Source organism: Hymenobacter swuensis DY53 (assembly GCF_000576555.1).
Lineage (GTDB): Bacteria > Bacteroidota > Bacteroidia > Cytophagales > Hymenobacteraceae > Hymenobacter > Hymenobacter swuensis.
The window spans coordinates 1,365,389-1,377,718 of the sequence record NZ_CP007145.1 but is presented as its reverse complement, the minus strand read 5'-3'; the positions used below and the strand labels follow the sequence as shown (position 1 = coordinate 1,377,718).

Annotated in this window: 9 protein-coding genes; 3 read left to right on the top strand and 6 right to left on the bottom strand. The window is 57.3% G+C overall.

The window, feature by feature from the left end; translation table 11 throughout:
• Positions 1-246 precede the first annotated feature (246 nt).
• Positions 247-495: a hypothetical protein gene (locus HSW_RS07380; protein WP_044001420.1), complete on the top strand. Its 249-nt coding sequence runs from the start codon at positions 247-249 to the stop codon at positions 493-495.
• A gap of 170 nt (positions 496-665) precedes the next feature.
• Here HSW_RS07380 and HSW_RS07375 read toward each other — a convergent pair whose 3' ends face one another.
• On the bottom strand, positions 666-1,385 hold the full coding sequence (locus HSW_RS07375; protein WP_052346212.1) for a carbonic anhydrase: 720 nt from the start codon (positions 1,383-1,385) through the stop codon (positions 666-668).
• Between the two features lie 71 nt (positions 1,386-1,456).
• Positions 1,457-2,149 (bottom strand): TIGR02117 family protein, encoded by a 693-nt coding sequence (locus HSW_RS07370; protein ID WP_044001419.1) that lies wholly within the window; start codon positions 2,147-2,149, stop codon positions 1,457-1,459.
• 142 nt (positions 2,150-2,291) lie between these two features.
• Between HSW_RS07370 and HSW_RS07365 the strand changes: the two genes are divergently transcribed.
• Positions 2,292-2,702, top strand: coding sequence for a hypothetical protein (locus HSW_RS07365; protein ID WP_197031961.1), 411 nt, complete (start codon positions 2,292-2,294; stop codon positions 2,700-2,702).
• A 41-nt stretch (positions 2,703-2,743) separates the two neighbouring features.
• Here HSW_RS07365 and HSW_RS07360 read toward each other — a convergent pair whose 3' ends face one another.
• The 4 genes from HSW_RS07360 to HSW_RS07345 all read right to left on the bottom strand — a co-directional run bounded on the left by HSW_RS07360 (position 2,744) and on the right by HSW_RS07345 (position 10,728).
• On the bottom strand, positions 2,744-4,057 hold the full coding sequence (locus tag HSW_RS07360; RefSeq protein ID WP_197031960.1) for a hypothetical protein: 1,314 nt from the start codon (positions 4,055-4,057) through the stop codon (positions 2,744-2,746).
• A 740-nt stretch (positions 4,058-4,797) separates the two neighbouring features.
• Positions 4,798-7,674 (bottom strand): MSEP-CTERM sorting domain-containing protein, encoded by a 2,877-nt coding sequence (locus HSW_RS07355; protein WP_044001417.1) that lies wholly within the window; start codon positions 7,672-7,674, stop codon positions 4,798-4,800.
• A gap of 158 nt (positions 7,675-7,832) precedes the next feature.
• A complete protein-coding gene (locus tag HSW_RS07350; protein ID WP_044001416.1) occupies positions 7,833-8,189 on the bottom strand; it encodes a hypothetical protein in 357 nt (118 codons plus the stop codon).
• A 256-nt stretch (positions 8,190-8,445) separates the two neighbouring features.
• Positions 8,446-10,728, bottom strand: a complete 2,283-nt coding sequence (locus HSW_RS07345; protein ID WP_044001415.1) for an aconitate hydratase — start codon at positions 10,726-10,728, stop codon at positions 8,446-8,448.
• A gap of 231 nt (positions 10,729-10,959) precedes the next feature.
• Between HSW_RS07345 and HSW_RS07340 the strand changes: the two genes are divergently transcribed.
• On the top strand, positions 10,960-12,303 hold the full coding sequence (locus HSW_RS07340; RefSeq protein WP_081768302.1) for a TlpA disulfide reductase family protein: 1,344 nt from the start codon (positions 10,960-10,962) through the stop codon (positions 12,301-12,303).
• The last annotated feature ends 27 nt before the right edge of the window (positions 12,304-12,330 follow it).

Below are 12,330 nucleotides of genomic sequence, written 5' to 3'. Positions count from 1 at the left end.
AATACAGGCTCGGCCGGCTGCTCTGATATTCAGGAGCCGGTAAACAGAATCAATACACTAATAATATTAGCACCACCAGTGCATTCACACTGGTTATTTACTGTCACCACTTGCGCATCAATCCACTGTCGAGCTTTGAAATAAGGTAACTTATCATTGCATTAGATCAATAAAGCGCAGCCATTGGGCAGTATTTTACACACTAATTTTTTTAGCTGAATTGCGACAATATTCGTATCTTTGGATATGTCGAAAACGAAGCTTCCCCATCCTCTTCCCTTGCAGCAATACGCTCGTTGTATTGATGCTAGCCAACGCCCCGCCGACCATATCGGTGATTGGCCGGCCCCCGGGCAGGTGTACCCTGTTCAGATGCGGCGCAATGCCCGCACCGGCAACGTCCAGGTTCATGTGCTTGGTTTCTATGCCGAACGCCCTTACGGGGCATTTGCCCAACACCGCTTCGAGCCGGTAGCTCAGATCTGGCTCAACTAATTATCTTTCTCACTTTTTTATTGGCTGTTTTCGGAAACTGTTCCGGAAGCAGCCGTTTTTGTTTCAGGCACTCGCGCAGGTAACACCTCAGTTGTCAAACAAAAACCGGCCCCCGGGTTCAGGAATCAACTCCTTGAACCCGGGGGCCGGTTTTTTAAGCAGAAGAGACGTTATACCCGCTCTGATTCTTCTTTAGCTTCTTTGGCAATTTCCTCGGCGGGGTTGTCCTGGTCCTGCTCATAAGTGAACAGGGGCTCGTCGCCTAGGTTATAGATGGCCTGAATATCGTGCAGCATCTTTTCGTAATCAAGCTTCAGATCCTTCAGCAGCCCGGTTTTCAGGTCAAATACCCAGCCGTGTACGATGGGTGTCTGGCGCTTGAGGTAGCTTTTTTGCACCACGGCCGTTTTTATGACGTTGGCACACTGCTCCTGCACGTTCAGTTCTACCAGCCGGTCGTAGCGTGCATCAGCGTCCTGAATGGCGTCCAGCTCGTTATGGTGCAGGCGGTATACGTCGCGGATGTTACGCAGCCAAGGGTTCATGATACCCAAATCCTTTGACTGCATGGCCGCTTTCACGCCACCGCAGCCGTAGTGGCCGCACACCACAATGTGTTTTACGTGCAGGTGCGCCACGGCATATTCTACCACCGACATGGCGTTGAGGTCGAGGTTATTGACCAGATTAGCCACGTTGCGGTGTACAAATACTTCTCCCGGAGCCACGCCCATTAGTTCCTCCGCCGTCACGCGCGAGTCGCTGCACCCAATGTAGAGATAATCAGGCTTCTGGTCGGAGGCCAGATGCTCCAGAAAATTGGCGTTGGAACCGGTGTTGGTGGCTACCCACTTGCGGTTGTTGTCGAAGATTTCGTCGTACGTCGTCATAGTAGGTTCATACGTTCTTTAAATTGCCGGGATACACTGCGGGCAGAAATTTATGGTCGAGCTTGGGCAGGCTACCGGTAATGCCAGAAAATCCCGAAGTCGAAAGGCGTCCATAAAGCTGCCTTCTGCCCAGCTTTTTTCAGGCCTTCGTTAGCCCAACTGTTGCAGGTGTAGAACAGATTGTACGTGCGTTTAGCCTCGTAAAAAGCATCGTGCTGCCCGTAGCTATGGCCCGCAATGTGCTGCACGCGTCCCTGCGCATCATGAGCAAAACTGCTCTCGATAAACTGAATCAGCCGGGTATATTCGGCGCGGCTCAGGTGCAGCGGCACACAATCGGGCCCCAAAGTAGGCCGGTGGTGAAAAGTGGTGTGCATGGCCGTGGTACTCATCCAGAACATAGCCTTTACGGCGGTGCTGGGCTTCAGCTCTGCCCAGGTGGGCGTATCGAGGTAAAAGCCTTTATCTCCCCAGCCAAAGCCCACGAACTGCATGGTACTGTCGGCGGCGGGCGTATGAGCGTAGGGCACCAGCCGGGTCCAGTCCATCTGGGGGCTGCGCACGGGCACTACCAGGTCAGTATGCACACCGTTGGAGAGCAGGTAGGCCTCCACTTCATCCGGCGCAGTGTCCGGATTTTCGGCAGCTACCGGAATAACCGATAATCCGGCGGCGGCCACCAGGTACAAGGCCACCGCGCCCAGGATGCCACCGCCCGTCCAGGCAACTCCTTTGGCTATTTTTCGAACTACCGGCGTTATCATAAGGCAAACTGAAAAAGTGGAAAGCTGCCCCTCATACGCGGCCCAGCCAAAAAAGCTGAACCAGATGACTGGCCCAACCCGCCCCTGGCGGCCCGATGGAATAGTGACCGGCCATTATCTTTAGCACTTTCCCTTGCCTGCCATGCCCGCGCCCAACGACCAGCCCTACACCATCCCGGCCCCGTACCGGCGGATGGAAAACCTGCACATCCTGTTTTGGCTGCTCAAGGACATTGGCTGGTGCATGATCTGGAAACCGCTGGGCATCAGCATAATTTTCCCGACGCTCACCATTGCCGTGCTTATCACCTGGCGCACCCGCCACATGGCGGCCGAGCTGGCCCACAACCTGGCCATCGTCTTCTGGATTTCCGCCAACTCCTACTGGATGCTCAGTGAATTCATGGGCTTTGATACCGTGATAGTGTGGGGCAGCCTTACCGGCAAACATCTGGCCCTGCTGCCGTTCCTGACGGGCCTCGTGATTCTGCTGTACTATTACTTGGTGCAACGGCCCCGGGAAAACCGGGCAGAACAGGTGGCAGGATCATAGCAGCAGTTGTAACTCTCTTTCTGCACAGGAGCTTGTGGAAGCTAATGAGATAACCGGTACAGGAATACTTTAATCCTCCGCTTGGCCCTGCTGGCTTTAAACCGGGTGTAAAAAGTATTCTCCTGCACGAAGGAAATCGGCGCATTGTCCTTGGCTATCAGTCCTTGCTGCCGCAGGTACGCCTGCCACGCGCGGGCCCTGTGCACTACGGACGGGGAACCAGAAATCCGCCAGTCGCCGAAGGTGGCACCGAAACCCAGGTCAGTGCGGAACGTTGCTTCCAGTAACCGAATCAATGGCTCCAGGGTAGTAGTGCGGGGCATATGCCCCCCCACAAATCCCAAAGGAGCATCATATTTCAGGGCGGTATCTAGGCGCGCCAGGTCTAACTGACTGCCCGTGTACACTATCAGGCCCTGTTGCTGCAGTACGTGCCTTAAGCTGTCCGGATTGTACGTTACCGTTGGGCGGGAGCCGGGCCGTACCAGACTGAAGGTCCGTCGGGACTCGTGGCGTTGGTGAGGCCGTAACGCCGTCCGGGCTGCTTTACGCACATCAGCATCCGAGGTAGCATCCTGCACGGCAAGCAGGGTCCGCCGGGCACTGCCAGTCAGCCCACTCAGTTTAACCGCCAGATCATTACAGCTGCCCACAATACCCAGTTCGTCATACACACGTACTTTTTTGAGATACAGCGCCAGCAGCACCTTATCTGCTATTATGGTTGGCCAATAACGAGAGTATAATACATCCAGAATACGCCCTACCGACTCCTGGGCCAGCGCATTTCGCTGGTAATCCAGCATCAGCAACTCGAACGCCGTAACAGTTTGCGGACTCAGCTCCTGCATGAGCTGGTTCTCCAAACGGTAGCGCTGCCCGAACGAAAGCGGCTGCAATAGCTGCCGGCTTTGAGCGGCTAGGGCGGTCGGCAGCGTGAGTGGCAGCCCAGTAGGGAGCAGATAGGCGCGGAGCGTCTGCTTACTTGCCACAAAACTATCCCAGAAGATTGGCAGGCTCGGGTTGGCAAAAAAACCCATTGCTGCTTCTTTTCTATAAGTCCTATCCACCTGAATTCCCTGCTCGATAAGAATAGTATAAGCACGAAAGGCAGCACTGGAATCCTGACTGACAATCTGATCCAGCAGCTGCCGCACCACCGAGCGGGGATACACTGTCAGATTGGGGGCTTCAAAACGAGCCAGCTGCTGATTCCAACGAAATTCCTGGTAATGCCGGGCCCAGAAGATGTTGTAGTGGTGTAGGGCTACGTCATAGTGATCATATTCTAAAGTATACACGGTGTCAGCTGCATAGTTCTGAACGCCCAGCTGCAGGCCAGTAGCTTGCTCCATAAATGCCTTTACGTCCTCTGTCCAGAAGAAGCCCTTGTGTCGGCACGCATACACGTAGCGAGGCAATTCCCGTAGCACTAATGGATTTCTGGCTTGCCAAAGCGAGTCCAACCGGGCACTGCCGGGTTGCTTAAATAGGATATCGGGCAGTGACTTTTGCATGGGTTGCGCACTACCGGCCGGTAGAAGGCGTGCATGATATATGCTGCTGGAATCGTCTTCCAGCGGGCTTAGCCCCCAGTGCTGGTACAGGGGAAAGTAGCGTAACGCTGCTGCTTTAGCCCGCACCAGAGCCAGGTGATTTCGCGAAAAATCCAGAGGCCGCCCTTTTAGTTCTGCGTCCGAAAATACGACCAGACTCCGCAGATTGCTACTAGCCAGCTTGCCCAGTTGGCCTTTCCGCTGATGGCGACCAATAGCGTAATGCACTTGCCGGCGACTTTTAGTAAGCTGGATCAACTTATTAAGCGCCGGGCGGCTACCAACTTGGGCCTGCTCATGAAGCGTATCCAGCTGCAGGGTTTGTGCCTCGGCTGGAAAAGCCAAGAGAAGCAGTTGTAACCCCATCCATATAAGCCACGCGCAATATCTATGCATTGATACACCCGATTATACATTGCCAAAGCAAAGTAACACACCTACTCTAGCCTGTGGCTAGAGTAGGTGTGTTACCTGATAAATCCCACTTCGTGCAGAACTTGGCGTCTGGCACAGAAGCCGTGCCTGCCAGCAATCCGGCGCTACACCGGCTGCAGCCGCCGAAGGTGCCACGCGGCCAAGCCTACCGCCGCCAGCACCAACAGCCCAATGTACTCATCCAGCGGCACGGCAGTTGGTTGGTTTGATTCGCCTTCATCCACATCCAGCGCAGCTTTGCCGCTGAGCACCTGATCCTGCTTTCGTTGCAGCGCGGCTTTTTGGGCTGGGTTTTCGAGGGCCAGATACGCAGTGAAGGGCGTCAGAATACCAGCCCGGAAGCTGGCCCGCACGAACGGAACGCGCTGGTCTTCGGCGGCCTCCGGGTGGAAAGCCTGCCATTGCTGATAGCCGTGCAGCAACAGCCCCGTTTGCCAGCGCCCACCAGCCGCCAGTGCCGGCCGCATTGGGGCCACCGGGTGGACCAGCACTATTTCGGCCAGGGTATCATCGGCCAGATACGCCTGGGGCTGGGCAGCCGTGGGCCAAGCGCGCACCAACGAAGCCGGGGCCGGCAAGGAAGTGCCCGCCGCCACCTCAGAAAGTACCCGGCCGGCTTCGTGGCGAAGCGAGTGAGCCGTCAGGTGGCTGTTGGCATCGAGCACGTAGAACCGGTCAGATTCCGGGTAGGCAGCCTGGAATTCGGCTAAATCTGCCCCCAGCACGGCAGCGGCCAGGTTATCGGTAACTACTACGGGAACCGGATAAGTGGCACGGGGCCGCAGGAAAGCCTGTACCAGCAGCTGGCGCAAGGCGCCATCCAGGTAGAAGCCGCCAGTATGCTCATGGTTTGCCAGCTCCTGCTTCCAGTTGGCACCGGCCGCTACCGGAGTAGCGTAGGCATCTACCAGCGTAAAGCGGGTGGCTGTATCCGTCAGAACTCCGGCCCCGAACTGCTGCTCCAGACGGCGGGCATACGCCTGCTTTTGCTGCTGCTGGCGCTCTGAAACATCCAGCAGAAAATGGAAATAGGGTCGCCGCCGTACCAGCGGAAGGCGCTGTTTAGCTGCCCCGCTCATATATACCACGTCGCCCCCATTGGCCACCACCGGCACCGTAACCGGCACGCTGGCGGCCGTGCCTAGCCTTACCTCTCGACCATCCAGCAGCAGCGTAACTGGTTCTTTGTGCAGCAGCTGCATGCCCGTCACGCGGGGAGTCTGGCCTGTTACGGGGTACACGCGCAGGCTCAACTGACGGTTGTTCCGGTAAGCCAACAGGCCTGGGTCGCGGACCTGGGTTTCGTTGAGAATCTGGGCATACACCCATGCAGCGGCCTTTTTCTCAGCCAGAATCCCATGCTCCCGACGCCCGTTCATGTCCAGATAGTAGTCGCCTACCCAGCAGCCGGGCGGCAGGTCCAGCGTAGTAGTGTACTCGCCGGCGCGCTGAGTGGTATCGGTGTTGGCCACGCGCAACTCTACCTGGCTTACCCAGGCCTGCTGGCGGGCGTCGTAAGTGCTTTTGGTGATGACATCGGTCAGAACCGGCGCGGCTGGCGCGGGTACGGCAAACGGGCGGGCGGCCTGTTCGGTTTTTTCTGGTAACTCGCCCAGAAACACCTGCTCCAGGTCGGCTATTTTAGTATCCGACAGCGTGAGGTTATCCAGGACCAGCCAGTTGAAATACAACGACAGGTACGGGACATGCGAGCCAAAAGGCCCACCTCCACTGTTGCGGTCCTTATGCTGCTTCACCACGCCTAGGGTGCGGGCCAGTGCGTGTTCGTTGAGGGTATACCGGCAGGTATAGTCGGGGGCATAGCGGTAGTCGAGAGCTTGGTGCAGGGTGTGGCGGTCGGCCAGGTAGCGGGCCGTGATGAACAGCGGCAGCGTACAGACACCGCTCAGCAACACTACCAGCAGCACCCGTCCCGAAAACGCAAGCCGCAGCTGCTCCCAGTCGGCCGCCAACTCCCGCACGTGCACCAGCAGCAACACCAGTGGCGTCAGCATCAGAAACCCCGTTCCGATAAGGATAACGGCCAGCAACGCCAGCGGCAGAAACGGCAGAAAAACCAGGAAGAAGTAGAACGTATAGCCCAGCAGCACACTCCGCCCGAACAGCAGCAGCAGATGCAACCACCGGTTGGGGCTAGCCGGCAGACAGAGCAGCATACCGTTCAGCACCGCCAGCCCATAAAACCACGGACTGCTGAAGTTGCCGAAAATACCGGTTTCCGTGCCGCCGAAATTGCCCCAGAACAACCCGTTGTTTACCATCAGGCCCAGCAGCGGCAGCACAATGCCCAGCAGTATTTTCCAGAGCAGACTGAACTCTTGCCCATATTCGCCGCGCCGCAGGTCCAGAATGTATACTACCCGCACCAGATAAAACAGGAACATCACGGTACCTACTACCAAGCCCGTCACCAGCAGGCCGCTACCGAGCCAGTCGGGTAGAATACTGCCCAGCAGCAAGCCACCGGGCAGCATAATCAGCACGAGCCAACTCAGCGGCGCGGCCAGTGCCAGTCCCACGTTGGTCAGTACCGAATAGTCCTTTCCTGCCGGCGTGAGGCGCACCACCAACGCGTAGCCGGCATGAGCCAACGTGGGCATCAGGAAAGTAATCAAGTACACCAGCGGATCGGTGGGCACCATCCAGCGCGGCACGTCCCGGGGTAGCAATTCCGTATCCAGACTCACGCCGATGCAGATCAAGGCCGAGTATCCCACCAGCGTCAACAGGCAATACAGCGTGCTCACCTCCTGCTGCCGCCGCCATTGGCCCAGCGCGTACCCTAACGTACTTAGTGCTACCCCGGCCAATGCGCCGCCCAGCCAGCTCCAAGTACTTACACTACCCGCCGGCAACAGGCTGCGGATAACCGCAAACTGCCCGTAGCACAGCAGCGCCAGCACTATAACGGCCGCCGTATTGAGCAGCAACAGCCACTTGGGATGCAATAGATTACGCATAACGCAAAGTGAATAAGACTCCGGGCTAAGCCGGGACACCTGCCCGGCTACTTTAGTCGGACAAACATAAATCAAAGAACTTTGCATTTCAAAGTTTTGAAATAATAAAAACGGCCGCCTGCTAGGGATGCGTAGACGGCCGTTTGTTCAGATGGTCTTTAATTGGCTTTCATTTCTACCTCCACCAGCACCGTTTCTTGGGGAGCCAGTTTGGGCACCAGTGCGTGATACGTCAGGATGGGGGCGTCATTGGTCATACCCGCCTTAAATACGACTTTCAGAATCGACTTGCCGGTTTCACATTCCCGCTGGTAAGCGTACGTGATAGTAGAACTGCCGCTGCTGGAGCCTGCGTTGCCAATCACTAGGTCGTACTTTGTGAAGTCAACCTGCGGATGGCAGTCACCGGCTACCTGCTGGTCGAACTCCGCTTGGGAACGAACAACGGTGTAGGTCTGAGGCAGATTTATGCTCAGCTGCCGTGGGGTATTTGTGCAACCATATTCCTTTTCCAAGCTAGTAAACGCGACTGGCGTATCTATGCAGGGCTCGGTGTCACCCCCACAGGTTACACAGCCGCTAAGCAGCAACGCGCACACTACACTTGTTCCCAAAGTAAAAAGCTGTTTCATACATGCTTACTGTGTAAGGTTGAATATGGCATTTCACCTGTAGAGGCTGTTTCCTGCCAAAACGTTGCACCTACCATCCACAAAAACGGCCGCCTCCCCTATCCGGGAAGGCGGCCGTTTTATCTGGTCTACTGGTTGCTTACGCCAGCTGGCCCGACTCTTTCAAACGGATCAGGTTCAGTGCCGAACCGGCTTTGAACCACTCGATCTGACCTTCATTGTAAGTATGGTTTACCGTGATGAGGTCAGTGTCGCCATCGGAGTGGTGCAGGCGTACTTCCAGCGGTTTACCGGGGGCAAACGTGGTCAGGCCGATGATGTCGATAGTATCGTCCTCCTCAATCAGGTCGTAGTCGGCCTTGTTGGCGAAGGTCAGGGCCAGCATGCCCTGCTTCTTGAGGTTGGTTTCGTGAATCCGGGCAAACGACTTCACCAACACGGCGCGCACGCCCAAGTGGCGGGGCTCCATGGCAGCGTGCTCGCGCGATGAGCCTTCGCCGTAGTTCTCGTCACCTACTACCACCGAGCCAATGCCCTGGGCTTTGTAGTTCCGGGCTACCTGCGGCACCGTGCCGTGCGGCGTGCCGGAAGTCAGCTGATCCTTCACCGAGTTAGCCTCGCCGTTGAATGCGTTGGTTGCCCCGATGAGCATGTTGTTGCTGATGTTGTCCAGGTGGCCGCGGTATTTCAGCCACGGGCCGGCCATCGAAATGTGGTCGGTGGTGCACTTGCCCTGGGCCTTGATGAGCAGACGCAACCCTTTCAGGTCGGTACCTTCCCAGGCTTTGAACGGGTCAAGCAGCTGCAGACGGTCAGAAGCCTCATCTACCAGCACCTGCACACCCGAGCCATCTTCGGCGGGCGCCTGGAAACCGGCATCTTCCACGGCAAAGCCACGGGGGGGCAACTCAATTCCTACAGGCTCATCAAACTTCACCTGCTGGCCGTCTTTGGTGGTCAGCGTGTCGGTGAGGGGGTTGAAGGTCAGGTCGCCGGCAATGGCGAAGGCCGTCACGATTTCGGGCGAGGCCACGAAGGCGTGGGTGTTCGGGTTGCCGTCGTTGCGCTTGGCAAAGTTGCGGTTGAAGCTCGTGATTATGGAGTTGCGGCGCTTGGGGTCGTCGGTATGACGGGCCCACTGGCCGATGCACGGACCGCAGGCGTTAGCCAGCACAACGCCGCCCATCTGGGCGAAGGTGTCCAGCAAACCGTCGCGCTCCACAGTGTAGCGCACCAGCTCCGAGCCGGGCGTCACGGTGTACTCGGCCTGTACGGTCAGGCCCTTGTCGGCCGCCTGCTTGGCAATGCTGGCGGCGCGGGTGATGTCCTCATACGAGGAGTTGGTGCAGGACCCAATCAGGCCTACTTCCAGCTTCTCGGGCCAGCCGTGCTCCTTTACGGCGGCGGCGAACTGCGAAATCGGCCAGGCGGCATCCGGCGTGAACGGGCCGTTCACGTAAGGCTCCAACTCCGACAGGTTGATTTCGATCAGCTGGTCGTAGAATTCAGCGGGGTTGGCCAGAACTTCGTCATCGGCGCGCAGGTGAGCCGCTACACCGGCGGCGAGGTCGGCAATTTCGGCCCGGCCGGTGCCACGCAGATAGTCGCCCATCTTCTCATCGTAGCTGAACACCGAGGTAGTAGCCCCGATTTCAGCGCCCATGTTGCAGATGGTGCCTTTGCCGGTAGCCGACAGGTTATTGGCTCCTTCGCCGAAGTACTCCACGATGGCACCGGTACCGCCTTTCACCGTCAGGATGCCGGCTACTTTCAGGATAACGTCTTTGGCCGAAGTCCAGCCCGAGAGCTTACCGGTCAGTTTCACGCCGATTACCTTCGGGAACTTCAGCTCCCAAGCCATGCCCGACATTACATCCACGGCATCAGCACCACCCACGCCAATGGCAATCATACCAAGGCCACCCGCGTTGGGCGTATGCGAGTCGGTACCGATCATCATGCCGCCGGGGAAGGCGTAGTTTTCGAGTACCACCTGGTGGATGATACCAGCACCGGGCTTCCAGAAGCCGATGCCATATTTGTTGGAAACCGAAGCCAGGAAGTCGTATACCTCTTTGTTTTCGGAGTTGGCAATGGCCAGATCTTCGGTAGCGCCTTCTTTGGCCTGAATCAGGTGGTCGCAGTGTACGGTGCTGGGCACGGCGGCCTGGGGCTTGCCGGCCTGCATGAACTGGAGCAGCGCCATCTGGGCGGTAGCATCCTGCATGGCCACACGGTCGGGAGCGAAATCGACGTAGGAAACGCCCCGCTCAAACGCCTGCGAAACCGTGCCGCCGTAGAGGTGAGCGTACAGGATTTTCTCCGTCAGGGTAAGCGGGCGGCCAACGGCGGTACGGGCGGCCTCAATGCGGGAGCCCATGCCAGCGTACACAGCCTTGATCATTTCTAAGTCAAACGCCATAATTCAAAAGGGAAAAAGTGGAGAGAACGTGCCTATCATAGACAGGTACGCAAATATAGGTACCGGCCGTTGCGTAGCCCAACTTTTCGGGGCCTGGAAGCCGGGCCAGGGCCGCATTTAGAATGATTCTAACGGCTGGCGTTAAAAGTTGGCCTACATTCGCGGCCTTCAGCGGTAAACTAATATGCCCCGGCCGTAGTTTAGCCCCGAATCAACTTAACCCTACTTTGTATGCCCGTTGCCATTGAATTTCGCAAGGCAGTACTCGGGGCCGGACTCGCGCTGGCCGCGGTGGCCTGTCAGTCCAACTCTACTTCCACCGAAACTCCGGGCGTCGGCGCGGCGGAAGCCTCCGGTTCTACGGCCCTCACGGCTGGCACCTGGCGGGGCGTGCTCTCGGCCCAGGGCCAGGAAATTCCGTTTCTGTTTGATGTAGCCCAGGACGGCGGCAAGCCCACTGTAACGCTGCGCAACGGCGAGGAACGCCTCAAGCTCGACGAAATCAGCTCGGCCGGCGACTCCACCACCATCCGCCTAGGCGTATTCGATGCCGCGCTGGTGGTGCGGGCTGATGGGGCAGATAAGCTCAAAGGCACTTGGGTAAAGTACGACGGCAAGGAGCCGTACCGCGTGCCGTTTGCGGCGACCAAGGGCGAGCAGCAATTGTTCTCACTTGAAGGTAGTAAAGCCCCCCATTCGAGCTTCAAGATTGCAGGCAACTGGGCCACTACATTCCAAGATGCAGGAGGCGAGTCTTATCAGGCTGTTGGTGTTTTTCAGCAGAACAAAGAGATGGTATCGGGCACTTTCCTGACTTCAACCGGTGATTACCGCTATTTGGACGGCATCGTAAAAAACGACACACTACGTTTATCTACTTTCGATGGTAGCCACGCTTTCTTATTCGTAGCAAAACTGATAAGTAGTGCGAAGTTTCTCCCGCCAAACAATCCTTATGGGTTCGAGCCGTCGAAAATGGTGGGTGACTTCTACTCCGGCAAATCTGGCCACGAAACCTGGACCGCCATGCTCGACCCCAACGCCAAACTACCCGACGCCAACGCCCTGACCGGCATGAAGCCCGGCCAGAAAAAGCTCGCCTTCAAGTTCCCCAGCATCTACGAAGGCGGCAGCATATCCCCTTCCGACCCCAAATACAAGGGCAAAGTGGTGGTGGTGCAGGTGCTGGGCTCGTGGTGCCCTAACTGCATGGACGAAACCAACTTCCTGGCCCCCTGGTACGAGAAGAACAAGCAGCGCGGCGTGGAAATCATCGGGCTGGGCTACGAGCGCACCACCGACCAGGCCGTGGCGACCAAGAAGTTGCTGAAGATGAAGGAGCGCATGAACATCGGCTACGATATTGCCGTGGCCGGCGAGGCCAACAAGGACGCCGCCAGCAAGTCGCTGCCGCAGTTGCAGCAGGTGCTGGCTTTCCCCACCACCATTTTTCTGGACAAGAAAGGCGAGGTGCGCAAGATCCACACCGGCTACTCGGGCCCCGGCACCGGCAAGTACTACGAGCAGGAAGTAGCCGAATTCAACAAAACCATTGACCAACTGCTGGCGGAGTAATTCCAGCTTTATGCGTTAATTGAAAGG